Here is a 25,549-nt window from a genome sequence, read left to right as displayed (position 1 = left end):
CGGGCATGGGTGACTCACTGCTCTCGTACGCGTCCGGCGTCTCCGACGTGCCCCTGCTGGGCGAGACGATCGGGGCGAACCTGGAACGCACGGTGGCCCGGCATCCCGATAGGGAGGCGCTGGTGGAGATGGCCACCGGGCGGCGGTGGACGTACGCGGAGTTCGACGCCGCCGTGAACGAGGTGGCGCTCGGCCTGCTGGCGCGCGGCATCGCCAAGGGCGACCGGGTCGGCATCTGGGCGCCGAACTGCGCCGAGTGGGTGCTCACGCAGTACGCCACCGCCAAGATCGGCGCCATCCTGGTCAACGTCAACCCGGCGTACCGCGGCCACGAGCTGGACTACGTGGTCCGCCAGTCCGGCCTGCGGCTGATGATCAGCGCCGTTTCCCACAAGAGCAGCGACTACCGGGCGATGCTGGCCGAGATCGGGTTCGAGCCGGTGGTGTTCATCGGCGAACCCGGCTGGGACGAGCTGGTGGAGACGGGCCGCCGCGCCGATCCGGCCGCCCTGCGCGAGCGCGCCGCCACGCTGTCGTTCGACGACCCGATCAACATCCAGTACACCTCGGGCACGACCGGCTTCCCCAAGGGCGCGACGCTGTCGCACCACAACATCCTCAACAACGGCTACTTCGTCGGCGAGGGCGTCGGCTACACCGAGGCCGACCGGGTGTGCCTGCCGGTGCCGCTCTACCACTGCTTCGGCATGGTCATGGGCAACCTGGGCGCCACCTCGCACGGCGCCTGCGTGGTGCTGCCCTCCGCCGGCTTCGACCCGGAGGCGACGCTGCGGGCGGTGCAGGACGAGCGGTGCACCCTCCCTGTACGGCGTGCCGACCATGTTCATCGCCGAGCTGGGCCACCCGCGCTTCGCCGAGTACGACCTGTCGTCGCTGCGCACCGGCATCATGGCGGGCTCGCCGTGCCCGGTCGAGGTGATGAAGCGGGTGATCGGCGAGATGCACATGAGCGAGGTGGCGATCTGCTACGGCATGACCGAGACCTCCCCGGTGTCCACGATGACCCGGCGGGACGACGGGCTGGCCCGGCGTACCGAGACGGTCGGGCAGGTCATGCCACACCTGGAGGTCAAGATCGTGCATCCGGAGACGGGCCTCGCGGTGCCCCGGGGCGAGCCCGGCGAGCTGTGCACCCGCGGCTACTCGGTCATGCTCGGCTACTGGGACGAGCCGGACAAGACCACCGAGGCCATCGACTCCGCCCGCTGGATGCACACCGGCGACCTCGCCACCATGGACGAGGAGGGCTACGTCAACATCGTCGGCCGCATCAAGGACATGGTGATCCGCGGCGGCGAGAACATCTACCCGCGCGAGGTCGAGGAGTACCTCTACACGCATCCGGACATCGAGGACGTCCAGGTGATCGGGGTGCCGGACGACAAGTACGGCGAGGAGCTGATGGCCTGGATCGTGCTGCGCCCCGGCGCGCCGCCGCTCACCGCCGAGGCGGTCAGGGAGTACTGCGCCGGGCGGCTCGCGCACTTCAAGATCCCCCGGTACGTGCACCTCGTGGACTCCTTCCCGATGACCGTCACCGGGAAGATCCGCAAGGTGGAGATGCGGGAGCAGGCGGTGAAGCTCCTCGGCCTGAACGACGGCCACGATTCTCGCTGACCCTCGGCCCGCCCGGACGCCCCGCCCCGCCGCTCCCGCCGGGCCCTGCCCGCTTCCGCCGGCACGTCCCCCCTCGCTTCCACCGGACCCGCCCCCGCTCGCCGGGCCGGTTTCCGTCCGGCGCTCTCAGGCGGCGGTGTCCGTGTCGGGGGCGTAGCTGGTGAGGACGACGCCCGACGGCCAGACCTCAGACCTGATCAGCTTGAGCGGGTGCGTCGGCGTGTCCTCGAACAGCCGCTGCCCCCGCCCGACCACGATCGGGTGGACGAGCAGATGCAGCTCGTCCAGCAGGCCGTTGGCGAGCAGCCACCGCACGGTCGTCGCCGACCCCGACATCTGCAGGTCGCCCTCGGTCTGCTCCTTGAGCTCGCGCAGCCGGGCGGCGACGTCGCCGGAGATGATCGTCGTGCCTGCCCAGTCGGCCTTCTCCAGGGAGTTGGAGACGACGTACTTGCGCGCCGAGTTGAAGATCTCGGCGATCTCCTTGTCGGTGTCGGTGGTCGTCCAGTAGCTCGACCACTCGTCGTACAGCTTGCGGCCCATCAGGAACCCGGCCGCACTCTCCATCCCGGCCTGTACGAACGCGCCCATCTCATCGCTCCAGTACGGGAAGTGCCACTGGTCCGGCGACTCGACCACGCCGTCCACCGAGATGAAGAAGCTCGACACGATCTTGCCCATGGTTACGCCTCACTTCTGGTCAATGGGAATCCGTCGGTCACGACGTACGAGGAGGCTAGGCGCTCCCGACCTGCCCGGTCTTGTACAGAAACGACAGCATCGAGAGCCCCAGGTTCTCACGCGTGCGGACGGCACTTGACAGGAGTCCACCTCTTATGGCTTGATCAACTCGAACACAAGTTCGATTCATGCGAAGGGATTCCATGCGTTCCTCATCGTCGCGATTAATCCGGCTCGCCGCCCTGCCCTGCCTGGTCGCGGCCGTCGTGCTCGGGCTGCTCGCGCCGGCCGCCACGGCGGCCGCGAAGGCCAAGTCCACGATCAGATGGACGCTCCCCGCGAGCCCCACCGCGCTCGACGCCTTCACGCTGACCGGCCGCCTCAACCTGCCGGGCCTGGAGACGACCGGCCCGCGCCAGATCGTTATCTCGCGGGGGCTGCCCGGCGGCGAGCAGACGCCGATCGCCGAAGTCACCACCGCCGACGACGGCACGTTCAGCGTCACCGACGCGCCGCCGGTCGGCGGCTTCCTCTTCTACAGCGCGCGCTGGGCCGGGGACGACCTCTTCTTCGGTAGCGCGCGGACGATCGAGGTGCCGGTCTACCACCGCCGATCGGGATTCGTCTTCTCCGGCCCCGCCCAGGCCGTCGCCGGGCAGCCGTTCGAGATCTCCGTACGGCTGGACGGCTCGGGCCACGTGCCCACGTCGAACCCCACGGTGTGGGTGTACCGCGCCATCGACGACCTGCCGGTGACCTCGCTCGGGACCGTGACGGTGGCGGACGACGGGACGTTCGCCATCACGGACACGCCCGAGATCGCCGGGCAGTACTCGTACCGGCTCAAATGGGGCGGAGACGCGACCTTCTCCGCCGCGATCGGCTCGCACGCGGTGACCGTGACGGAGCCGGCGGGCTGACCTCTGGCCGGGGCGGAACCGCCGTCACCACGACCACCGCGCTCGTGCGCGGTGGTCGTGCATGTGCCGGGGGCGCGGGTGGTGACTAAGCGCATAGTCACCTCGTAGACTGCTCGTACGAGAACACTCGCGGCAGGGCCACCCGACCAGGTGGCCGGCGGGCACCGCGGGCGGCATCGATACCACGCACTCGGAGGGGGGCGAGGGTCGCGGATGGCCCGACGGCAGGCCCGATTCACCGCGCAGGACTTGGCCGACGATCCCCGGCTGCGCGACCACTCTCCCGAGCTGTGGCGGCCGGACCTCGGGGAGGTGCAGCGCGGCCTGCTGTCGTCGGCGGTGCGCTGCTTCGCCGCCAACGGCTTCCACGCCACGACCACCCGCGACATCGCCGAGTGCGTGGGCCTCAGCCCGGCCGCGCTCTACGTGCACTTCCCATCGAAGGAGCTGGTGCTCTTCGAGGTGATCAGGGCGGGGCACGAGCGGGTGCTGGAGCACATCAGGGACCCGGCGATCATGGAGATCGAGGGTTCGGCCGAGCGGCTGCGGGCGATCGTGTCGGCGTACACGGTGTGGCATGCCCGCCACCACGTGACGGCGCGGGTGTGCCAGATGGAGCTGAACCACCTGACGCCCGAGCACTACGGCGAGATCGTGGAGCTGCGCCACCAGACCAACGGCTACTTCAGGGGCGCGGTGGCGCGCGGCGTGGCGGACGGATCGTTCGCGAAGGTGGACGTCAAGCGGGTCACGCGGGCGATGCTGTCGCTGACCATCGACCTCGTGCGCTGGTACCGGCTCGACGGGCCCGACTCGCCTGAGCAGCTCGGCGAGTTCTATGCCGACCTCGCGCTCAAGCTGCTCGCCCCCGAAGGCTGAAGCCGCCCAGCGCCGAACGCCGCCCCGTCCCAGGGCGCTGAGGCCGCCGGACGCCGAGGCCGGATCACCTCGTATCGCGAATAGTCCGGACACCGGTTGACAAGCGGCCGTTCACGGACTGACTATGCGCTTAGTAACCTGGCGGACTCCGATCAACCCCCTGCCCGTCGTGCTCTGGAGGCCCCATTGCATGCCCTGTCGCAGGACCTGACCATCCCTTCGAGCAGACGAACCGCCGACCGGCATGCGTGACCATGCCGTGCCCCCGCCCCGGTCCGCGTCTCAAGCCGCACCCCGACCAGCGGCGCGGATCACGTCAGGGCCGACCCACCGCACCTGGACGGACGCACCGATGACCGTGCACACCCCCCTCGCATCGTGCAACGTCTTCCTCGACCTGCTGGCCAGGGAGGCCGCGCCGGTCGAGTTCGAGGAGCCGGTGGCCTCGGCCCGCGCCGCGGGCGCGGACCCCGAGACGCTGGCGCAACTGGAGGCGGCCAAGCTGACGGCGCTGCGGGTGAGCGCCGGCATGCGCAGGCAGGCGCGCCGCGAGGCCGAGCTGACCGCGCTGTTCGACCTGGCCGGCGACCTGGCCGGGCTGCGCGACCTGGACGCGATCCTGGAGGCGATCGTGCGCCGCGCCAGGCGGCTGCTGAGCGCCGACATCGCGTACGTGTCGCTGAACGACGACCAGCGCGGCGAGACCCGCATCCGCATGACGGACGGCTCGATCTCGGCGGCGTTCCGCCGGCTGCGGATCCCGCTGGGCGACGGGCTCGGCGGGCTGGTGGCGCAGACGGCGATGCCGTACAGCACCGATCACTATCTGCGCGACCCGCAGTTCCGGCACCACGCGCACATCGACGCGGCGGTGGCCGAGGAGGCGCTGGTGGCGATCCTGGGCGTGCCGATGCGGGTGGGCAGCCGGGTGATCGGCGTGCTGTACGCGGCCAACCGCACCGAGCGGCCGTTCGCGCCCGAGCAGGCGGTGCTGCTGGGCTCGCTGGCGGCGCACGCGGCGCTGGCCATCGACAACGCGCGGCTGCTGGCGGAGACCAGGGCCACGGTGGAGGAGCTGAACGCGGTCAACGCCCGGCTCAAGGCGCGCGGCGCGGCGATCGAGCGGGCGGCGCAGGCGCACGACCGGATGACAGCGCTGGTCGTCAAGGGCGGTGACGCGGCGGACGTGGCGGCGGTGGTCACGGAGGTGCTGGGCGGCACCCTGTACGTGCTGGACCCGGCCGGCCGCTGCCTGGCGACGTCGGGCGATCCGGACGGCGCGCCGCTGCCGGAGGACGAGCTGGCCGCCGTCACCGGCGCGGCGCAGCCGAGGGGCGGTACGACGCGGCACGGCGACCTGTGGGTCACCCCGATCTCGACGCCCGGCGAGGCGCTGGGCACGCTGGTGCTGCGCAGCGGGGCGGAGCTGGACGACGCCGACCGGCGCATCCTGGAGCGCGCCGCGCTGGTGACCGCGCTGCTGATGCTGCTGCGCAGGAGCCCGGCGGAGGCGCAGGCGCGGGCACAGGGCGAGCTGCTCGACGACCTGCTGGACGGCAAGGCGGCAGGCGCCGTCGGTGACAGGGCGGCGCTTGAGGCGCGGATGCGCCGCGCGGGCCTGGAGCGGAACGTGCCGTACGTGGTGCTGTCGGCCCGCTGCGCCTCGTCTCGGTCTCGCGGACGCGCCGCGTTCTGGGCGGCCTCGTACGCGGCGGCGGCCCGCGGGCTGGCGGCGGCGCGCGGCGAGGAGGTCGTGCTGCTGCTGCCCGGCGACGCGCCTGGCGAGATCGCGCGCCGGGTCGCCAAGGAGCTGGGCGCGGCGCTGGCGGCTCCGGTGACGGTCGGCGGCGCGGGCCCGGTGCGCGAGCTGTCCGGAGTGCCCGCCGCGCACCGGGAGGCCAGGCGCTGCGCGGACACGCTGCTCGCGCTCGACCGCATGGACGACGGGGCCGACGCCGGTGAGCTGGGCTTCGTCGGCCTGCTGATCGGCGCGCACCGCGACGCCCGCGGCTTCCTGGAGGCGACGCTCGGTCCGGTGCTGGACTACGACGCGCGGCGCGGCACGTCGCTGGTCAGGACGCTGGAGACGTACTTCGGCTGCAGATGCGCGCTGTCGCGGACGGCCGAGCGGCTGCACGTCCACATCAACACCGTTCACCAGCGGCTGCATCGGGTGAGCCGCCTGCTGGGCGAGGACTGGCAGGAGCCGGAGCGGGCTCTGGAGATCCAGCTCGCGCTCCGCCTGCACCGGCTGCGGAGCTGACCCGCGCGGCGATGAGGTGGCGGGCGGTCCCCCAGATGCCGCGCCGGAACAGCAGCACGATCACGATGAAGATGGTGCCGGTGACGATGCCGATGCCCTCGAAGCCGGAGGTGGCGAGGAAGTCCTGGAGCTGGACGACGATGGCCGCGCCGATGGCCCCGCCCCACAGCGTGCCGATGCCGCCGAGGATGACCATCATCACGACCTGCCCTGAGGTGGTCCAGTAGAGGCCGTCGAGCGAGGCGAAGCCGTGCCCGATGGCGAAGACGCCGCCCGCCACGCCGGACAGCGCCGCCGACAGCACGAACGCGAGCAGCCGGTAGCGCTCGACGGGGTAGCCGAGCGCGCGGGCGCGCGAGGGGTTGTCCCTGATGGAGACCAGCACCCGGCCGAACGGCGAGCGTACGATCCGCCAGGCGGCCGCGAGGCCGGCCAGCACGAACGGCAGGCCCGCGTAGTAGAAGGAGAACGGGTCGTACAGGTCGAGGCCGAACAGCTCGCGCGGGATGCCCTGCAGGCCGTTCTCGCCGCCGGTGACGTCGCGCCACTGGTTGGCCAGGAAGTACAGCATCTGGGCGAAGGCCAGGGTGACCATGGCGAAGTAGATGCCGGTCAGGCGTACCGACAGATAGCCGATCGGGAGCGCGAGCAGCGCCGCGAAGGCCGCGCCGCCGAGGATCGCCACCGGAAAGGGCAGCCCGCCGTGCAGCACGAGCAGCCCCGTGCAGTACGCCGACCCGCCCCAGAACGCGGCGTGCCCGAACGACAGCAGCCCGGTGAAGCCGAGCAGCAGATCCACGGCCGCGGCGAACAGCGCCCAGCAGGCGATGTCCAGCGCGACCGGCGGGTAGATCAGCCACGGCAGGACGAGCGCGGCGACGAGCCCGAGCGCCAGGAGCACGATCCCGCCCCGGTCCGAGCGGGCCAGCCTGGACATGATCACCGGTACGCCTCCTCGCGTCCGAACAGCCCGGCGGGCCGCCACAGCAGCACGGCGGCCATGAGGATGAAGACGAGGATCTGGGAGAGCGCGGGCACGTACAGGTTGCCCAGCGCCGACACCAGCCCCACGGCGAACCCGGCGGCGACCGAGCCGAACACCGAGCCGAGCCCGCCGATCACGACGACGGCGAAGACCGTGATGATGAGGTCGGCGCCCATGAGCGGGTTGACGGCGCGCATGGGCGCGGCCAGCACCCCGGCGAACGCGGCCAGCGCGATGCCGAAGCCGAAGACCGGCGTCACCCAGCGGCCGACGTCGATGCCGAGCGCCCTGGTCAGCTCGGGCCGCTCGGTCGCGGCCCTGACGATCATCCCGACGCGGGTCCTGGTGAGCACCACCCACACGACGAGGCACATCAGGACCGAGACGCCGAGCACGAACACCTGGTAGGCCGGGTAGGTGAACAGCCCCAGGTCGACGGTGCCCTCCAGGGCGGGCGGCCGGGGGTAGGGCTGGGAGTTGACGCCGTACTCGCGGCGTACGAGGTCCTGGAGGATGAGCGCGAGCCCGAACGTGAACAGGAAGTTGTAGAGCGGGTCGAGCGGCGCGAGCCGCCGGATGAACAGCCGTTCCAGCACCGCGCCGGCCACGCCGAGCAGCAGCGGCACCAGCGCGAGCGCCACCCAGAAGGTCAGCCCGAACGAGTCGAGCGCGATGAACGCGCCGAACGCGCCGAGCATGTAGAACGCGCCGTGCGCGAGGTTGACCACGCCGAGCATGCCGAAGATGACGGCGAGGCCGAGGGCGAGCAGGGCGTAGAACGACCCGCCCACCAGCCCGTTGAACGCCTGCTGGAGCACGCCGGCCGCCTTACAGCTTGCAGGCCGGGTCGGGCTGCGGCTGGAACGCCTCCGCGGCCGGGATGGTCTTGAGCACCTTCTCGTAGTCGTACGGCTCCTTGACCTCGCTCGCCGCTTTGACCTCGGTCAGGTACGCGTCGTGCAGCAGCAGGTGGTCCTGGGCGCGGATGGTGCCGTTGCGGACGAACACGTCCTCCATGGAGTGGCCTTCGAGCTGCGCGACCACCTTGTCGGAGTTGTCGGTGCCGGCGCGCTGCACGGCCTCCAGGTACTGCAGGGCGGCCGAGTAGTTGGCGGCCATGTTGGAGGTGGGCCGCTTGCCGGTCTTGGCCTGGAACTTGTCGGCCCAGGCGCGGGTCTTGTCGTCGTAGGTCCAGGTCCACATGGTGGTGTAGCGGGTGCCGGCCAGGGCGTCGGGGCCGAGCGAGTGGATGTCGCTCATGGACAGCAGGCCGAGCGCGAGCCGCACGCCCTTGTCGCGCAGCTTGTACTCGTTGTACTGCTTGACGAGGTTGATCAGATCGCCGCCGGCGTGCATGGTGCCGAGGACCTGCGGCTTCGGGTCGAGTTCTGGGGCTTTGAGCAGGAACGTGGAGAAGTTGTCGTTGGGGAACGGCGTCGGGTCGGCCTGCACGACGGTGCCGCCGGCGGCCTGGATGGCGGAGCCGAACGTCTTGTTCATGTCCTGCCCGAAGGCGTAGTCGGGGTAGACGATGTACCAGTTCTCGCCGCCGTCCTTGGTCACCTCGCTGCCGGTGCCGTGGGCCAGCATGTAGCTGTTGTAGCCGTAGTGGAAGGTGTACTTGTTGCACGCCTTGCCCTCCAGCTCGGTGCTGGCGGCGCCGACGTCGATGAAGACCTTCCGCTTGTTCTTGGCGACGGTGGCGACGGCGAGCGCGGCCGACGAGGTGGGCACGTCGAGGATGACGTCGGCGTGCTCGCGGTCGTAGAGCTCCTGTGCCTTGGAGTTGGCGATCTCGGGCTTGTTCTGGTGGTCGGCGGCCACCACCTCGACCTTCTTGGCCACGGCCTGGTCGCCGTACTTGGCGCGGTAGTCGTCCACCGCCATCTTGACGGCCTCGACCGTGCTGCGGCCCGAGGTGTCGGCGTAGATGCCCGACTGGTCGTTCAGCACGGCGAGCACCACCCCGCCGTCGCTGATCGCGCCGCCGCCACCGCCGGGCCCGCCCCCGCAGCCGGCCAGCACCAGCGTCGCGGCGGCCAGCCCGCCGCTCCAGCCCGTGATTTTCATGTGCGGCATCTCCCGTTCTGTCTCGCTCAGGGGTGGCGGGTCGTCAGATTCCGAGGTATTCGAGGAGCTGGTGCTCGCGTTCGCGTACCTGGTCGCGGTCGAGCGCTTCGACGATCCGCCCTTCCGCGAGCAGGTAGTGGCGGTCGGCGACGGACGCGGCGAAGTGCACGTTCTGCTCGACCAGCAGCACCGTGGTGCCCGCCGCCCGCACCTCGCGCAGGATCTCGCCGATGCGCTGCACGAACAGTGGCGACAGGCCCTCGGTCGGCTCGTCGCAGAGCAGCAGCCTGGCGCCGGTGCGCAGCACCCTGGCGAGCACGAGCATCTGCTGCTCGCCGCCCGACAGCGTGGTGCCGGGCGCGCGGCGGCGCTCCTTCAGGTGCGGGAACGTCTCGTAGATCCGATCGAGCGGCCAGGGCCTGGGGCCGCCCCTTTTCACCTTGGCACTGCCCTTGACCAAGGGGGCGAGCAGCAGGTTCTCCTCCACCGACAGGGTCGCGTAGATGCCGCGGTCGTCGGGGACGTAGCCGAGGCCGCGCCGGGCCCTGAGGTGCGCGGGCAGCGCGGTGATGTCCTCGCCGTCCAGCGTGATCGTGCCGGACGTCCTGCCGTACGTGCCGTGCAGGCCCATCAGGCAGCGCAGCAGCGTGGTCTTGCCCGCGCCGTTGCGGCCGACCAGGGTGACGATCTCGCCCTCGTCCACGCGCAGCGACGCCTCGCGCAGCGCCTGCGCCTCGCCGTACCAGGCGGACAGCCCGTCAACGCGCAGCATCGGAGTCTCCGAGGTAGGCGGTGATGACGCGGGGGTCGTGGCGGATCTCGGCGTACGCCCCTTCGACCAGCACCTTGCCGTGCTGCAGCACGGTCACCCGGTCGGCGAGGCTGGCGACCACGTTCATGTTGTGCTCCACCATGACGACGGTGCGGCCGGCGCGGATCGTGCGGATGAGCTCGATGGTGCGGTCCACGTCCTCGACGCCCATGCCGGCGGTGGGCTCGTCGAGCAGCAGCACCTTGGGGTCCATGGCGAGCGCGAGCGCGAGCTCCAGGGCTCTTTTGCGGCCGTACGACAGCGAGCCGGCCGGGACGCCGGCGTGACCGGCGAGCCCGACCCGGTCCAGCAGCTCGGCGGCGGGAGCGGCGAAGCGGGCCAGCGCGCGGTCCGAGCGCCAGAACCGCCAGCCGAGCCCGGTCGGGCCGGCCAGCGCCAGCTCCACGTGCTGCTGCGGGGTGAGGTCGGGGAACAGGCTGGTGATCTGGAACGAGCGGGCCACACCGAGCCGGCTGATCGCCTCGGGGCTGCGGCCGACCAGCTCCCTGTGCCCGTCGATGACGACGCTGCCCGCGGTCGGCTTGAGGAAGCCGGTGAGCAGGTTGAACAGGGTGGTCTTGCCGGCGCCGTTGGGCCCCACCAGGGCGTGCACGCTGCCCTCTGCCACGTCGAGGTCCACGCCGTCCACCGCGCGGAAGCCGCGGAACTCCCTGACCAGGCCGCGCGCCCGCAGGACGGGGACGGCGGGCGGGCTCTCCGCCTGCGCCGCGGAACCCGTGGGGCCTGCTTCCATGCGCCCTCCTCACGCGTCACAACGCGACTGCGGACACCGTGAACGCTAGGTCGCGCCCGCGACGGCGGACCAGGTGAGACACCCACACATTCGGACCGCCCGCCTTGCGGTGACCCACACCGTTTCGCGGCTTCCACGGCCTTAAGCGGCTTTCGGGGCGTCCGATCCGGCTCTCATCGGGGTCACCGGTGGACATCACCTCCACAGGTCGCCGCCGAACAGTGGTGACGACGTACGTCGCCGCGCCGGGAACGCTGGATCAGCATGGCGTCCGTCCGACCGATGGGAGCCGCACATGCCTTCGTCCCCGCGTCCGTCATTTCGCCTGATCTCCCGCAGATCCGCCGCGCTTTCGGCGCTCCTCGCGGCGGTGGTGGCGATCCCCCTGACGCCGGCGGCCTCCGCCGCCTCCTCCGCCTCCGCCGCCTCCGCCGCCTCTGCCTCCGCCGCGGACGCCCGTTGCGCCGGGATGCACCGGCTCCGCGTGCCCGGCGCGCAGCACCAGGTCGCCGCCTGCCTGGACGACCTGACCACGGCGGGCACGGTCGCCTCAGGCCACACCAACCCCGCCGACTGGCAGGGCCTGCACGCGGCGGCCACCCGCAACCCGAGCGGCGTGCCCGGCATCCAGATCGACGGCTACTTCCACGACACCTCCACCTTCAACCCCACCCACGGCTGGAACCACGACGCCCAGTTCGTCATCCGGCTGCCCGAGAAGTGGAACGGCGGGCTGGTCGTCGCGGGCGCGCCGGGCAACCGCCGCCAGTACGCCAACGACTTCACGATCTCGGACTACGTGCTGGCCAAGGGCTACGCCTACGCCTCCACCGACAAGGGCAACGTGGACGCCGGCTTCTACCACGACGGCAAGCGGCCGGGAGACGCCATCCTGGAGTGGTACCGCAGGATGACCGAGGTGACCGTCGCCGCCAAGGCCACCGTGGCCCGCCGCTACGGCAGGCAGCCGCGCAGGACGTACGCGATGGGCATCTCCAACGGCGGCCAGCTCGTCCGCTGGGCGCTGGAGAACCACCCCGAGCTGTACGACGGCGGCGTGGACTCCGAGGGCACCTACTGGCCGCCGGGCAAGCGGCGCAACGCGCTGACGTACCTGCCGGTGGCGCTGCGCGAGTACCCCAAGTACCGGGCAGGCGGCGACGAGCGGGCCCACGCGGCGATGCTGAAGGCGGGCTTCGCCCCCGGCTCGGAGTTCCTGTGGGAGTTCAACTACACCGTCCTGTGGGACGGCACCCAGCGCCGCTACCGCGAGGAGGTGGACCCGGGCTTCGACGGCGACCTCGACGCGGGCATCCCGTACTGCGCGAGCGGCACCCCCGGCTGCGACGCCGACTACGACTACTTCGCCAGGCCGAAGAGCGTGCACGACGCGGTGACGCGGGCCTCGCACTCAGGACGCATCGGCAAGCCGCTGCTCACCGTGCAGGGCACGCTCGACACGCTGCTGCCGATCGAGGTGCACGGCGACGCGTACGCCGACGCGGTGCGGGGGCAGGGTCGTGGCGCTCTGCACCGCTACTACCGCATCGAGGGCGCCTCCCACCTCGACCTGGAGTACGACATGTTCCCCGACCGCATGCGGCCGCTGCTGCCGTGCATGCGGAGCGCGTTCGAGGCCCTGGAGCGCTGGGTGGACGGGCACCGGCAGCCGCCGCGCAGCGCCACCATCCCCCGCCAGACCACCGGCGACGTGGTCAACACCTGCTCGCTCAGCCGACCGTCAACTTGACGGTCCCGTGCCGACATGGCCTGCTCGACCACGGACACCGGGCTCCCGCCGGTCGGTGGCGTCGGCAGCCACAGCCGCGCCTTGCGGTGATCGACGAGCAGGAGCCGCCCGTCCGGGGCGGGCTGCCGCGCCAGCCGGTCCCGGTGGCCTTCCGTCACGATGCTTACCTCCGCGCCAGGCCGAATAGGCGGTCGAGCTGGTCGGGGTCGATCTCCCCGGCCCGCAGGGCGGCGGTCAGCCGTTTGGTGAGGAAGTCCTCCAGCGCGCCGGGCAGGGTGAGACCGGCCGCGGCGAGCGCGGGGTCGGTGAGCGCGGCGGTGTAGTACGCGGTCCACGCCAGCGAGTCGAGGCGGCTCTGCTCGTCGGACGGCACGATCGTGGCCGGCACGGCGGTGATCCAGGCGCCGACGTCGGCCCCGCTGGTGAGCGGGCGGCGCTGGATCGTGCGGCCCGGCTCGCCGATCGGGTCCACGGCGAGGACCGGGCGGGTGCGGGCCGGCGGCGCGATGGCGTAGTACCTGTCGCGGGCGGAGCCGCTGGTGAAGGCGGACGGCTGGTCGGGCACGCGACCCCCTTGGTTTGAATACAGTCGCATCCAAACCCCCTGCGGCCGCCTCCGCGCGGCCGAGTAGAGTCGGCCACGTGGATCTTGACGACACCGCCTCCCGGCTCGGGGTCCCACTCGCGGACGTCGAGCGCGTGCACCGTCTCGCCGCCGACCTCCCATCGGCGCCGCTGCCCGACAAGGCAGACGCGCCCGCGATCCTCGAACGCCTCGCCGTACGTCCCGACGACGCCGCCGAAATCATGGAGGGCTGGCCCGACCCCGGCTCCCCGCTGTGGACCCCGGAGCTGCGCTGGCTGCTCGACCGCTCGATCGCCCTGGTGCGCGCCGACCTCGGCGGCTACGGCTGGCTCGTGCCCGGCCCCGAGCTGCCCCGAGATCGCGGGCCCGCCTGGCGGCACCTGTACGTCTACGCCTACCTCGCCCTGGTCGGCGTCGTCCTCGACTACCACCGCGACCACGGCGTCCCCGAGCAGGTGTCCTGGACGACACTCGCCGACCTGGGCCGCAACCTCGCCATCGACCGGCGCATGAACCGCGAGGGCTGGCCGGTCATGCAGGCATGGCTGACCCTCCACGTACGCGGCGGCATCTACGAGCTCGGCCGGTTGCAGTTCCACCGCGGCGACGGCGCCATCAACCTGCACATCCCCGAGTCGGGGCCGCTGACGCCCGAGGCGGTCGCCGCCTCGCTCGACGAGGCCCGGGCGTTCTTCCCGCGCCACTTCCCGGACGAGCACTACACGTCCTTCACCTGCGGCTCGTGGCTGCTCGACCCGCAGCTACGCGAGTACCTTCCCGAGGACTCCAACATCGTGCGGTTCCAGAGCATGTTCGAGCTGGAGCCGTACAAGGAGCCCGAGGGGCTGGACGCCGACGTGGAGGTGCTGCGGTTCGTGTTCCGCACGCTGAGCACGCCGCTCGACCAGTTGCCGCGCCGCACGGCGCTGCAGCGCGCCGTCATCGACCACCTCAAGGCCGGCCGCCACTGGCAGTGGCGCACCGGCGGCTTCCCGATCTGAGACCGGGGCGCGTTCACGAGCGATCCGAGTTTGCGGTCGATTGAGGCCATCAAGTGGCCGCACCCCTGGAGAGCATGCGTGCATCCCTTCATCAGGGCCGGCCCTTCCGTCGAAGGGCCGGCCCGTCGCGTGGAAAGGACGCACCATGACCGCGATGCCCGACGTGCCTGCCTGCGCGAACACCGTGAACCCGTTCATCATCACCGACGACGCCGCCACCGTGATCGACTTCATCGTCGACGTGTTCGGGGCGAAGGACGTACCCGAGGCCCGCACGCTCGACACGGACGGGCTCATCCTGCACTCCGAGCTCCGCCTGGGCGACTCGCTGCTGATGGTGGCCGACCGCAAGCCCGGCTGGCCGTTCACGCCGGCGTTCACCCGCGTGTACGCAGACGACGTCGAGGCCACCCTGGCCAGGGCGCAGGCGCGGGGAGCGCGCATCGTGACCCGCCCGACCGGCTTCTTCGGCGAGACGCTCTCCCGCTTCCAGGACCCCTCGGGGAACCTGTGGTGGGTGTACCGCCACGACCCGTCGGCCGCCGCCACCTCCTCCGGCTGGTCCGATGAGTCCGGCGGGGAGGGCTCGTGGTCCGAGGAGCCCGGCGACGGCGGCGGCGCGGAGGACTGGTCGAGCTTCAGCACGCCGGAGCTGGAGTACATCCACCAGACGCTGATCGACACCATGAGCTCACTCCGCGATCCCAAGACCCGCTAGGCGCGCCCGGAGTAGGGTGCAAGTGCCGAAGATCGGCCGATTCGCCTAAGAGGAGGACATCATGAACATCGGACTCCCCGAGCTGATCATGATGCTGGTGTGGTGGGTCATTCCGGGGGTGATCGGCCTCATCCTCGTCTACTGGACGGTCAGGATGGCGATCAGGCACGAGCGGCGCGCGATGCAGCGCGAGGTGGCGCAGCAGCCGCCACTGGATCGCCGCATGTAGCCGGGCGTACCCTCCTCTCGAGGAGGATCACGTGCCCACGCCAGTCGCCCGGTTCACGGCGGAGAGCCTGCCCGTCGAGGTGTACGCCGGCGAAGCGGACCTCGGAGCCGCCGCAGCGGAGCGCGCCGCCGCGACGATCCGGGACGCGGTGGACCGGCGCGGCGCCGCCCGCGTCGTCTTCGCCACGGGCAACTCCCAGTACGCGTTCACCGACGCGCTGCGCGAACAGAAGATCCCCTGGGACCGGGTGACGGTCTTCCACATGGACGAGTACGTCGGCATCGCCGCCGATCACCCGGCCTCGTTCCGGCGCTGGATCAAGGAGCGCATCGCGGCCCCGTTCGCGCCCGCCGCCGTCCACTACATCGACGGCGACGCCGCCGGCCCCGAGGCCGAGTGCGCCCGCTACGAGGCCGAGCTGCGCGCGCTCCCGCTCGACCTGGTCTGCATGGGCGTCGGCGAGAACGGCCACCTCGCCTTCAACGAGCCCCATCAGGCGCGCTTCGACGACGACCGCTGGGCCCGGGTGATCACGCTGGACCTGCGTTCTCGCGAGCAGCAGGTCGGCGAGGGCCACTTCGCCACCGTCGATGAGGTGCCCGCCACCGCGATCTCGCTCACCGTCCCGGCGCTGCTGGCCGCCGGCGCGGTGCAGGTGTGCGTACCCGAGCGGCGCAAGGCCGCGGCGATCGCCGCCACGCTCAACGACCCGGTCTCACCCGCCTGCCCCGCCACGATCCTGCGCCGCACCCCGCACGCCACGCTCTTGCTCGACACGGACTCCGCCGGCGCGATCGACCTGCCGCGGATCGACCTGCCGCGGATCGACCTGCCACGGTGATCCTCACCGGCGGACGGGTGCCGCTGCCCGAAGGCGTACGCGACGGCGATGACGTCTCCGCCACCGAGGTGTCGTCCATCCGCCGCACCCTGCACGCGCTCACCGAGCCCGAGGAGGTCCTCCGGCAGGTCGCCGACCCCGAGGTCCGGGTGATCACACTGACGATCACCGAGAAGGCGTACGAGTCCACCGCGCCGGAGAGCCCGATCGGCCTGCTGGCCGCCGGACTGTCGCGCCGGGCGGCCGCCGGCGCTGGCCCGGTCGCGGTGGTGAGCTGCGACAACCTGCTGTCCAACGGCGCCCGGCTGCGCGGGCCGTGTTGCGGGCGGGGGCGCGGTTCGTCGCGGACGTGGAGCCTACGAGCGGGCCAAGCCGCCGCCCACGGCGTACGGGAGGCCCTGGCCCGCGCGTGATCGCCGCGCGAAACGTAGGCTCGGCGGTCATGACGAGAATCGCGCGATACGGAAAGTTCGTCGCCCACGACGGGCGGGCCCAGGAACTGGCCGAGATTCTGCTCGACGCCGCCGCCAAGCTCGACGCCGACCCCGGATGCGAGCTGTACCTGATCAACCGGCAGGCCGACGCGCCCGACGTCATCTGGGTGACGGAGATCTGGCGCAGCGAGGCCGACCTCAAGGCCTCGCTGCGGCAGGTGTCCGGCAGCCCGGAGGCCGCCGCGGCGATGCGGCTCGTCCGCTCGGCCGAGATGATCGAGCTGGACCTCCTGGGCGGCTCCGGCCTCCCCGCCCCAGGCCCTGCCACTCCCTGACCGCCGCAGCGCCTGAGCCGCCGTTGTCACCGCGCTCCTCCGTGTGATCGACCTCACACGCGTCCGGGCTCACGCTCGGCGCCGGGCCTCCCGTCCGTGACGGTGTTAGCGCCCGCACAAGGGAGGACGAGATGGCATCCACGAATCAGACGATCGTCGTGCTCGGTGGCGGATACACCGGCGTCATGTGTGCGATACGGCTGGCCAGGCGCACTCGCCGTACCGGCGCCCGGGTGGTGCTGGTCAATCCGACGGATCGGTTCACCGAGCGGCTGCGGTTGCATCAGCTCGCCACCGGGCAGGAGCCGGCCGACCATCGCATCCCGGCGCTGCTGCGCGGCACCGAGGTCGAGTTCGTACGCGGCCGGGCGGTCCACATCGCTCCCGACGAGCGCGAGGTGCGCATAGCGGACGGAGAAGGCGAGCGGACGCTGGGCTACCACTACCTGGTGTACGCGATCGGCGGCGTCACCGACACCAGCGTGCCGGGGGTGGACGGGCACGCGTACACGCTGGACACCGCCGAAACGGCGAGCAGGTTCGCCGAGCGGCTGGCCGAGCTGGACCGACGGGGCGGCGGCACGGTCGCGGTCGCCGGCTCCGGGCTGACCGGCGTCGAGTCGGCGGCCGAGATCGCGGAGAGCCACCCGAAGCTCCAGGTGGTGCTGCTCGGACGCGACGAGCCGGGCTCCATGATGGGGCCGAAGGCGCGGGGCTACCTGCGGCAGGCGCTGGACCGGCTCGGCGTGCAAGTGCGTACCGGGGTCAAGGTGACGAAGGCGCTGCCGGAGGCGGTGGAGCTGGACGGCGGCGAGCTGCTGCCGGTGGACGCGCTGCTGTGGACCGCCGGTGTGGTGGGCGCGCCGCTGGCGCGCGAGTCCGGCCTGGAGGTGGACGACAGGGGCCGGGTGGTGGTGGACGCGACCCTCGCCTCGGTCTCGCACCCGTCGGTGTACGCCGTCGGCGACGCCGCCGCGGTCCGCCAGTCGTGGGGCGAGCTGCACGGCACCTGCCAGAGCGGCATCCCCACGGCCGTGCACGCCGCCGACGCCATCGCCCGCAGGCTGCGCGGCAGGAAGCCGGGGGTGTTCCGGTTCGGGTACGTTCATCAGCCCACCAGCCTGGGCCGCCGCGACGCGGTCATCCAGTTCACCCGCCCGGACGACTCGCCGGGCCGGTGGTACCTGACGGGACGGCTGGCGGTGGCGTACAAGGAGGCGGTGACGAGCAGCCCCGCCAAGATCTACCGCCTGTCGCGCCGGCTCACCATCCCGGCGCGGACGATGTCGCGTACGGGCGGGCGGGCCAACCGGCCGGTCGGGCACCGGGGCCGCTGACGAACGTGAAGGGCGCGCACAGCCCCACCGGCGACCATGCGCGGGCGCCTTGCCGCCCCTTCGCGCCTACAGCGCCATCCAGTCGTATTGAGGTGTCCGCTTTTCGTCGACCACGCCGTCGCGCACCTCCCAGCTCAGCGTCTGCCCCCGCTCCTTCGAGATCATGAAGAGGCCCATTGGCCGGTGCTCCCCTGCCGAGGACAGTTCCGCGAGCTGTTCGACCTTCTCCCGGACCTTAAAGAGCAGGCCCTCCCTGACGTCGGCCCCGTAGAACAGAAAGGTCGTCCAGTTGACCTGCCTCGTCGGCCAGAACCAGCCGCCGGCGTAGAAGTCGTTGGGCGGAGATCGCAGGGATGACGGTCTCGGTCTGGCCGCCTGTCAGCTTCCAGGGACCAGCCCGCCGAGCTTGTCCGGGTTGCTGATGAGGTGGATCGTGTGCACGGCCCCGCCGACCAGGTGGAGGGTGACCGCGGCGACCGGGGTCGTGCCCGAGTAGATGACGATGCCGGGCCCGCCGTTGACGTCCACGATCTCCGAACGCGGGTCGGGCGGCATGCGGCCCGCGAACGTCACCAGCGCACGCGCCACCAGCTCCAGGCCCACGATGGCCTTGCGCGGCGCGGGCGCCTTGCCGCCGCCGTCGCTGACCAGCGTCACCTCGGGCGCGAGCACGGCCATGAGCCCGGCCAGGTCGCCGCCCGCCGCCGCGGCGATGAACCGCTGGGTCACCTCGACCATCCTGGCCCGGTCGGTGTCGTATTTGACGCGCCGCTGCTCGACGTGCTCGCGGGCGCGGCGGGCGGTCTGGCGTACGGACGCCTCGCTGCGCCCGACCATCTCGGCGATCTCCGTGTACGGGTACCCGAACGCCTCGTGCAGCACGAACACCGCCCGCTCCAGCGGCGACAGCGATTCCAGCAGCACCAGCACGGCCGTCGAGACGGTGTCGTCGAAGGCGACCTTCTCGGAGACGTCGGGCGTGGTGAGCACGGGCTCGGGCAGCCAGGGCCCGACGTACTCCTCACGCCTGGCCTGGGCGCTGCGCAGCCGGTCGATCGCCACGCGGGTCACCACCCGCACGAGGTACGCCTCGGGGTCGGCCACCTCGCCTGGGTCCACGGCCGACCAGCGCAGCCAGGCGTCCTGTACGACGTCCTCGGCGTCGCCGACCCGGCCCAGCATGCGGTAGGCGATCGCGAACAGCCGGCCGCGATGCTCACCGAAGACCCGGCCCGCCTCGGACAGGTCGGCCTCCGTCACCTCAGACGCCTCCGCTCACCAGAGCCGGACATGTCGATCGACCTCTCCTGCCGCCTGCGCGATCGGAGCCCGATGGTAGTCCATGCGCACGTCACGAGCGCACCAAGCCCGGGTGCGTATCTCAGCCAAGGTAAGAGCTGCGTATCACGACGCGAACTTCTGGGTCACGCACTGCGATCTTCGGCGGGTCGGGTGGGGTGCGAAGATCCCTCCCCATACCCTGACCAGGCAGCATCGCCGGGTGTGGCCGGAAGGTCTCGGGGGCGGCCGCGTAGCGGGCGGTGCACGCGGTCATTTCCCCCTGGCCGGACCTCTTCACGATCCCCCGGGGGACAGACCACTCAGTGGTCATTCGGTTGGAGGATGCTTGAACGCGCCGTACACCGATTTCATACCGCTCCTAGTATTGGCCGTCGTCGTGGCGGCCTTCCTCACCCGCAAATCCCGCCAGAAGACCTGGCCGATCAGGGTGCTCCTGGTCACCGCGGCCGCGCTGTGGATGGCCGTGGCCGGCGGGTCGATGTGGATGATGAGCGAGGCCATCGCCCAGCGATTGCCCGAAGTCCAGCAACCGACCCGGCATCCGTGCGCGGGGAAGAAGTGGAGGACGTTCGACGTCTCGCTGATCAACCTGCCGCTGTTCCTCAACCGGTTCGGCGACGTGGTGCCCGAGGGACGCATGTACGTCCTCGACAAGAACATCGACGAGGTGCGCCGGACGTACACGCAGGCGGCGAACCCGATGCAGGGCGGGCTGCGCGATCTCATCGAGCCGCTGGTCCTGCGGGCGAACCAGGGCGACTGCATCAAGGTGAACTTCACCAACCGGCTCAACGAGCCGGCGCCGCCGCTGAACAAGGAGATCCGCAACAACGCGATCTTCACGCTGCCGGGCGAGCGGCTGCTGCCTCCCGGCACGGTGACGCCGAAGCCGCGTGAGTTCGCCCCGGCGCTGAGCGTGCCGGAGATCGACTTCGACCCGGCCAAGGCCCCGAACGCCTCGATGCACTTCGACGGCCTCGACTACGACGTCAAGCGCGCGGACGGCACCGTGGTGGGCAACAACCCGGACTCCACGGCGCGTCCCGGCGAGACGATCACGTACCGGCTGCACGCCGCCATCCAGGGTGAGTTCCAGTTCAAGGACGGCGCCGACTGGACCTCGGTGTCGACCCGCCCGATCGACCGCAACGGCGACGTACGCTTCATCGGCTCGCACGCGTTCGGCGCGTTCGGCGCGTTCATCATCGAGGAGCCTGGGGCGACCTGGGTGGACTCGCGCACCGGCGAGCCGCTGGAGTCCGGCACGCAGGCCGTCATCATCCGGCGGCAGGGCAAGGACTTCCGCGAGCACGTGCTGTTCATGCACGACGAGGTGCAGGCGGAGCCCGGCATCCTCACGCGGTTCTGCCGCGACGACGAGGAGGAGGGTGACACGCAGCCGTCCGAGGGCAGGTCGTGCATCGAGCCCAACAGGCAGCAGCTCAGGCTGCTGACCGCGGGCACGCTGCCCGGTCTCGGCGGTGGCGACGCCGACGCGCTGGTGCAGGGCAAGATCCCGGTCACGGTCGAGTGGTTCGCCTTCAACTACCGCTCCGAGCCCGGCTTCAACCGCGAGGAGGTCGGCTGCCCGGCCGCCAGGCGCGAGGAGCAGGGGTTCGACGCCGAGCGCTGCATCGGTGAGGAGACCTCGCTCTCCTCGTGGACGTTCGGCGACCCCGGCGGCGGCGACCTGGTGATCGGCAACTACCGCGGCGAGCCGACGCAGGTCCGGCTGCTGGCACCCGGCGAGGAGGAGACCCACACCTTCCACTGGCACGTCAACCGCTGGATGTTCGACCCGAACGACGAGGGCGGCATCGACAACATCAGCGATCCCGCCAACGTGACGAGGAAGACCAACCTCCTCGATGTGCAGGCGGTCTCGCCGGGCGCCCACTACCCGCTCATCATCCAGGGCGGCGCGGGGTCGGCGAGCTCCGGCAAGCCGGCGTCGTTCGGCGACATCATCTTCCACTGCCACCTGTATCCGCACTTCGCGGACGGCATGTGGGGGCTCAACCGCACGCTGGAGACGCTGTCGGACGGTACGCGCAGGCAGCCGGACGGCACGCCCACGCTGCGGCTGTTCCCATTGCCCGACCACGACTACCAGCCCAATGTCCCTGGCGTGAACCCGCCACCGGAGCCGACGCCGGAACGGCCGGGCTTCCCGTTCTTCATTCCCGGCGTTTTCGGCTTCAAGGCGCCCAAGCCGCCGCTCGGAGTCGCCTCGCGGACGGAGGACGGCGTCTTCCCGCCGACCCCGCTTGAGCGGGCGGCGGCCGACCCGGGCGGGCTCAAGCCGGGCGCGTTCTTCCAGGACCCGTGCCCTGTGGGCATAGGGGTGAACAAGGTCTACAAGCTCTCGGCCATCCAGCTCAGGCAGGTGTACAACCCCAAGCTGAAATGGACGATCCCACAATCACGGATCTACGTCCTGAATCGCGACAAACGGGCGGTGCTGAACGGTAAGAAACCCGAGCCGTTCGCGCCCATCCTCAACGTGGGCGACTGCGTGGAATACCGGCTGACCAACGAGTTGCCCAGAATATTCGGCGGCAACGTCTTCGACAGGAAGCAGGAGACCAACGAGGTCGGCATTCACCAGCACATGGTGCACTTCGACGTGCTGACCTCCGACGGCACCGCCAACGGGTGGAACTACGACCAGGGCGCCGACCCCGGTGACACGATCATCTACCGGACCTTCGTGCAGGAGAACACGAAGACGAACTCGTTCCACGATCACTTCTTCCCGAACGTGCATCAGAAGAACGGGCTCTTCGGCGGCTCGACCATCCACCCGGCGGGCTGCGTGCCCGATGTGCCGGGCGCCAGGACCCGCGCGGTCGTGGGCACGATCTTCGACGTGCACTGCGAGCCGACCGTCGACTACAACGGCATGCCGACGGACGGCGTCGACTACCGCAACGTCGCGCTGTTCATCGAGGACCACGTCCCGCTGTTCCAGCCGAACGACCCGCGCAGGCGGGACGACGACAAGTTCGAGACCCCGGACGGGGTGCCGATCTTCCCTGCCAAGTTCCCGTCGAGCCACGACGACCAAGGCGGCATGGGGATCAACTACCGGCTCGAACCGTTCGAGGCCCGCAGAAACCGGGATCCGTCACTGCTGTTCAACTCCAAGGTGCACGGTGATCCGTTCACACCGCTGATCAAGGCGTACCGCGGCGATCCGGTGAAGATCCGGCTCTTCCAGCTCTCGCAAGAGGAGTCACACGGATTCAACCTCGACCATTTCCGATGGCGGCGCGAACCACAAGATCCCGGATCGAACGTCATCAGCGCCCAGCACATCAGCATGCTCGAATACTTCGATCTCGATCTGTCGCAAGATCCGCCACCACCGCCGACACCCGATCTGGAGGTGGACGACTACGTCTACGCCTACGCGGGCGCGGACGACTGGTTCCTCGGCGACTGGGGACTGTTCCGCCTGTTCTCGTGCTCCAACCCGCGCAACGGCAAGGCGCCGATTCCAGAACTTCCGGACTTCCCGCGCGACACCTGTACGCATGACAAGCACCATCGCCACACCGAGCTGGCGATCGACGAGGACGAGGCCCGCGCCGGAATGTTCGGGTCCGGCGCCAGTGCGGGAGCCGGTGCAGGCGTGGGCGCCGGTGCAGGCGTGGGGGCCGGCAGGCTGCAGAGCCGCCCGGTGACGCCGTGCCGGACCGGCCAGAACCGCACGTTCAACGTCATCGCCATGAACAGGGACATCGTCTACAACAAGAACGGCGATCACGATCCGAACGGCCTCATGTACGCGCTCGCGGAGGACGAGCGGGCGATACGCGAAGGGAGGAAACAGCCAGAACCCCTCGTGATCAGGGCGAACGCCGGTGACTGCGTGACGGTGAACCTCACCAACAAGCTCGACCCACGCAAGATGCGGCCGCATTGCCATGAGGCGATCGAGCCGGGACAGCTCGGCTTCAGGGAGAACGTGCTGCGCTTCCCGCAGTGCCTGCAGATCCCGCCCAGGAACGAGCAGAACGTTCCCGGCTTCAGGCCGTTCCCGGTGAGCTCCAAGGTATCGATCAGCGCGCAGCTCATCCCAGGGAAGCCGCCCAAATCGGTGGGGCCAGGAAAGACCATCCAGTACCACTGGAACCTGCCCAGGGACCTGACCGGCATGGCGATCCTGCGCGACTTCGCCGACGTGCAGAACCACCTGCACCACGGCCTCTACGGTGCGCTGATCATCGAGGAGCCCGGATCCGAGTACCTCGACCCGAAGACCGGCCTGCCGCTCGCCAGCGGCACCAGCGCCGTGATCACGCATCCCGAGAAGCCGGACTTCCGGGAGAACATCGTGCTGATGAACAGCGACCTTTCGCTGTTCCGCAGGAACGGCCAGCCCGTGCCGGACAACCTCGACCTCGTGCTCCAGCCGAGCAGGCAGGCCGACGACCCGGAGGATCAAGGAGAGTTCTCGATCAACTACACCAACGAGCCCTGGGTCTGGCGCTACCTCAGGAACCAGGACATCACGAAGATCTTCAGCTCGCGGGTGCACGGCGACCCGGCGACGCCGATCTTCGAGGCGTACGCCGGTGACCGGACGGTCTTCCGAGTCGGACAGGCCGTGGGCGACCCGCGCTCCACGAGCTTCGCCCTGCACGGCCACGTCTGGCGCCGGTCGCCCAACGATCCGGAGTCGGAGATCACGGCCTCGCAAGGGAAGTTCAACCCGGGCAGCGTCTACAACGTCGTACCCGGCGTGGTGGGCGACTTCTACGTCGACCCGAGCAGCACCGGCGGTGCCGGCGGGTTCCGCCACCGTCCCGGCGACTACCTGTACCGCTCCGGCGTGCTGGTCCGCCATCTCAACCAAGGTCAGTGGGGCATCTTCCGGGTGCACGGCAAGCTCCGGCCGGACCTGATGCCGCTGCCCGACGGGCCGATGGGCGACAGGTTCCGCGCGCCGGGACAGGATGAGCGGGCGCCCGTACTGGACGAGCGTGTGCCCGTCCGGGACGAGCGCACGCCCCTACTGGACGAGCGCGAGCCCGTCCGGGATGGGGACGAGCGTCCCATCGAGTCGCCGGTGCCGTACGCGTGGTTCGGCGCGGCCGGCCAGAGCGGGCGGTCCAGCCACGGAAGGCGGTCGCGATGAGCCTGCTCAGCAAGCTCAGGCCGGCCCAGACCGACCGGCAGCCCGCCGGGGTGCCGCAGGTTCCCGGCCCGCGCCGGGCTCCGGGCCGGCCCGGGAAGGCGCGTAAGCCCGAGGGGCTGACGCCGTTCCGGCAGGGCCTGGTGATCGGTGGATGCGTCGGGATGACGCTCGCCCTGAGCATCGGGGTGATCGGCTTCCTCATCACGCGGCCGACCATCCCGGCTCCAGCAGCAGGCGGTCATGCGGCCGGCGCTCACCCGTCTCACCAGACGCCCGGCCCGGCGAGCGGCGGGCATCCGCAGGCGGCGATCGACATCACCGCCGAGCACGTCGGCAACCTCCAGGTACGGATCATGGCCCGGGTGAGCGCGCCCGGCAGCTACGACCCGATCACCAGAGCGGAGGTCGTCGCCTATACCGACATGGTGTCCATGCCGATGTCGCATCGGCAGGGTCCCATCGTGATGACCGAGGTGCCGGGGCAGCGCGGGACGTACCAGGCGGTCGCGCAGGTGGCGATGGTCGGTGAGTACAACATCACCGTCGAGACGCGCCGGCCGATGGCGTCCAAGGCCGACAAGCGGCTGGAGGTCAAGGAGGTGAGCAAGGGCTAGGGCCCGCACGCCAGACGACGCCGTGGCCGGTTCCGCGAGGAGCCGGCCACGGCACTTTTATGCCGGTACGTTTCCACGGCTTTGTGCCTGTACGTTTCCACGGCCTGCGCGCCTTCGCGACCGAGCGCGCCTTCGCGGCCAAGGGCGGCTCTGCGGCCCTCACGTCGTCTCGGCCTGGACGCCTTTGCCGAGCGCGCCTTCGCGGCCCTGGCGTCGTCTCGGTCTGGACGCCCTTCTTGGCCGGGGCGTCTTCTTTCC

21 protein-coding genes and 1 pseudogene are annotated in these 25,549 nt (G+C 70.8%); 14 read left to right on the top strand and 8 right to left on the bottom strand.

Annotation, left to right across the window (positions count from 1 at the left end; translation table 11 throughout):
• Window positions 1-5 precede the first annotated feature (5 nt).
• A pseudogene (locus tag ACFMQL_RS16340) lies at window positions 6-1,638 on the top strand (AMP-binding protein).
• A 126-nt stretch (window positions 1,639-1,764) separates the two neighbouring features.
• On the opposite strand, the gene ACFMQL_RS16335 reads toward ACFMQL_RS16340, so the two are convergent.
• The gene (locus ACFMQL_RS16335; RefSeq protein ID WP_364062649.1) at window positions 1,765-2,319 is read right to left on the bottom strand and encodes a dihydrofolate reductase family protein; all 555 of its coding nucleotides are present in this window, start codon (window positions 2,317-2,319) and stop codon (window positions 1,765-1,767) included.
• Between the two features lie 203 nt (window positions 2,320-2,522).
• Here ACFMQL_RS16335 and ACFMQL_RS16330 point away from each other — a divergent pair, with 203 nt between their 5' ends.
• From ACFMQL_RS16330 to ACFMQL_RS16320, 3 genes are all read left to right on the top strand, one after another.
• Complete coding sequence (locus ACFMQL_RS16330; RefSeq protein ID WP_364062646.1) at window positions 2,523-3,239, top strand: hypothetical protein; 717 nt, start codon at window positions 2,523-2,525, stop codon at window positions 3,237-3,239.
• Window positions 3,240-3,452: 213 nt separating this feature from the next.
• Window positions 3,453-4,118: a TetR/AcrR family transcriptional regulator gene (locus ACFMQL_RS16325; protein ID WP_378786017.1), complete on the top strand. Its 666-nt coding sequence runs from the start codon at window positions 3,453-3,455 to the stop codon at window positions 4,116-4,118.
• Between the two features lie 352 nt (window positions 4,119-4,470).
• The gene (locus ACFMQL_RS16320; RefSeq protein WP_378786016.1) at window positions 4,471-6,381 is read left to right on the top strand and encodes a helix-turn-helix domain-containing protein; all 1,911 of its coding nucleotides are present in this window, start codon (window positions 4,471-4,473) and stop codon (window positions 6,379-6,381) included.
• On the opposite strand, the gene ACFMQL_RS16315 is transcribed toward ACFMQL_RS16320, so the two are convergent.
• The 5 genes from ACFMQL_RS16315 to ACFMQL_RS16295 are packed head-to-tail and all read right to left on the bottom strand — an operon-like array spanning window position 6,263 to window position 11,001.
• A complete protein-coding gene (locus ACFMQL_RS16315) occupies window positions 6,263-7,318 on the bottom strand; it encodes a branched-chain amino acid ABC transporter permease (protein ID WP_364063259.1) in 1,056 nt (351 codons plus the stop codon). The two genes, ACFMQL_RS16320 and ACFMQL_RS16315, sit on opposite strands and share 119 nt — an antisense overlap.
• Window positions 7,319-7,320: 2 nt before the next feature.
• Window positions 7,321-8,184, bottom strand: a complete 864-nt coding sequence (locus ACFMQL_RS16310) for a branched-chain amino acid ABC transporter permease (RefSeq protein ID WP_364062638.1) — start codon at window positions 8,182-8,184, stop codon at window positions 7,321-7,323.
• A gap of 10 nt (window positions 8,185-8,194) precedes the next feature.
• On the bottom strand, window positions 8,195-9,436 hold the full coding sequence (locus ACFMQL_RS16305) for an ABC transporter substrate-binding protein (RefSeq protein WP_378786015.1): 1,242 nt from the start codon (window positions 9,434-9,436) through the stop codon (window positions 8,195-8,197).
• Window positions 9,437-9,479: 43 nt separating this feature from the next.
• Window positions 9,480-10,208, bottom strand: a complete 729-nt coding sequence (locus tag ACFMQL_RS16300) for an ABC transporter ATP-binding protein (RefSeq protein ID WP_364062632.1) — start codon at window positions 10,206-10,208, stop codon at window positions 9,480-9,482.
• Entirely contained in the window at window positions 10,195-11,001 is an 807-nt protein-coding gene (locus tag ACFMQL_RS16295; RefSeq protein ID WP_364062629.1) for an ABC transporter ATP-binding protein, read from the bottom strand. The genes ACFMQL_RS16300 and ACFMQL_RS16295 overlap by 14 nt, the downstream gene beginning before the upstream one ends.
• 295 nt (window positions 11,002-11,296) lie before the next feature.
• On the opposite strand from ACFMQL_RS16295, the gene ACFMQL_RS16290 reads away from it, so the two are divergent.
• Window positions 11,297-12,751: a tannase/feruloyl esterase family alpha/beta hydrolase gene (locus tag ACFMQL_RS16290; protein ID WP_378786014.1), complete on the top strand. Its 1,455-nt coding sequence runs from the start codon at window positions 11,297-11,299 to the stop codon at window positions 12,749-12,751.
• Between the two features lie 163 nt (window positions 12,752-12,914).
• Here ACFMQL_RS16290 and ACFMQL_RS16285 read toward each other — a convergent pair whose 3' ends face one another.
• Window positions 12,915-13,316 carry a hypothetical protein gene (locus tag ACFMQL_RS16285; protein WP_364062623.1) on the bottom strand — a complete coding sequence of 134 codons (402 nt, stop codon included), beginning with the start codon at window positions 13,314-13,316 and terminating at the stop codon, window positions 12,915-12,917.
• A gap of 77 nt (window positions 13,317-13,393) precedes the next feature.
• Here ACFMQL_RS16285 and ACFMQL_RS16280 point away from each other — a divergent pair, with 77 nt between their 5' ends.
• The 7 genes from ACFMQL_RS16280 (at window position 13,394) to ACFMQL_RS16250 (ending at window position 18,232) form a co-directional block, all read left to right on the top strand.
• The gene (locus tag ACFMQL_RS16280; protein WP_364062620.1) at window positions 13,394-14,338 is read left to right on the top strand and encodes an acyltransferase domain-containing protein; all 945 of its coding nucleotides are present in this window, start codon (window positions 13,394-13,396) and stop codon (window positions 14,336-14,338) included.
• 145 nt (window positions 14,339-14,483) lie between these two features.
• Complete coding sequence (locus ACFMQL_RS16275) at window positions 14,484-15,056, top strand: VOC family protein (protein ID WP_378786013.1); 573 nt, start codon at window positions 14,484-14,486, stop codon at window positions 15,054-15,056.
• 61 nt (window positions 15,057-15,117) lie between these two features.
• Window positions 15,118-15,285 carry a hypothetical protein gene (locus ACFMQL_RS16270; RefSeq protein WP_364062615.1) on the top strand — a complete coding sequence of 56 codons (168 nt, stop codon included), beginning with the start codon at window positions 15,118-15,120 and terminating at the stop codon, window positions 15,283-15,285.
• Between the two features lie 31 nt (window positions 15,286-15,316).
• Window positions 15,317-16,126: a glucosamine-6-phosphate deaminase gene (locus ACFMQL_RS16265; RefSeq protein WP_378786012.1), complete on the top strand. Its 810-nt coding sequence runs from the start codon at window positions 15,317-15,319 to the stop codon at window positions 16,124-16,126.
• Window positions 16,123-16,539 (top strand): hypothetical protein, encoded by a 417-nt coding sequence (locus tag ACFMQL_RS16260; protein WP_378786011.1) that lies wholly within the window; start codon window positions 16,123-16,125, stop codon window positions 16,537-16,539. The genes ACFMQL_RS16265 and ACFMQL_RS16260 overlap by 4 nt, the downstream gene beginning before the upstream one ends.
• 29 nt (window positions 16,540-16,568) lie before the next feature.
• Window positions 16,569-16,895 carry a putative quinol monooxygenase gene (locus tag ACFMQL_RS16255; protein ID WP_378786010.1) on the top strand — a complete coding sequence of 109 codons (327 nt, stop codon included), beginning with the start codon at window positions 16,569-16,571 and terminating at the stop codon, window positions 16,893-16,895.
• Between the two features lie 131 nt (window positions 16,896-17,026).
• Window positions 17,027-18,232: an NAD(P)/FAD-dependent oxidoreductase gene (locus ACFMQL_RS16250; RefSeq protein ID WP_378786009.1), complete on the top strand. Its 1,206-nt coding sequence runs from the start codon at window positions 17,027-17,029 to the stop codon at window positions 18,230-18,232.
• 378 nt (window positions 18,233-18,610) lie between these two features.
• Here ACFMQL_RS16250 and ACFMQL_RS16245 read toward each other — a convergent pair whose 3' ends face one another.
• Window positions 18,611-19,492, bottom strand: coding sequence for an RNA polymerase sigma-70 factor (locus ACFMQL_RS16245; RefSeq protein ID WP_364062600.1), 882 nt, complete (start codon window positions 19,490-19,492; stop codon window positions 18,611-18,613).
• Window positions 19,493-19,898: 406 nt separating this feature from the next.
• Here ACFMQL_RS16245 and ACFMQL_RS16240 point away from each other — a divergent pair, with 406 nt between their 5' ends.
• Window positions 19,899-24,677, top strand: coding sequence for a hypothetical protein (locus ACFMQL_RS16240; protein WP_378786008.1), 4,779 nt, complete (start codon window positions 19,899-19,901; stop codon window positions 24,675-24,677).
• On the top strand, window positions 24,674-25,291 hold the full coding sequence (locus ACFMQL_RS16235) for a hypothetical protein (RefSeq protein WP_378786007.1): 618 nt from the start codon (window positions 24,674-24,676) through the stop codon (window positions 25,289-25,291). The genes ACFMQL_RS16240 and ACFMQL_RS16235 overlap by 4 nt, the downstream gene beginning before the upstream one ends.
• Window positions 25,292-25,549 lie beyond the last annotated feature (258 nt).

This window comes from Nonomuraea fastidiosa, from assembly GCF_042751225.1.
GTDB lineage: Bacteria > Actinomycetota > Actinomycetes > Streptosporangiales > Streptosporangiaceae > Nonomuraea > Nonomuraea fastidiosa.
The sequence above is the reverse complement of the archived record's forward strand: the minus strand, read 5'-3'. Positions and strand labels throughout refer to the sequence as shown.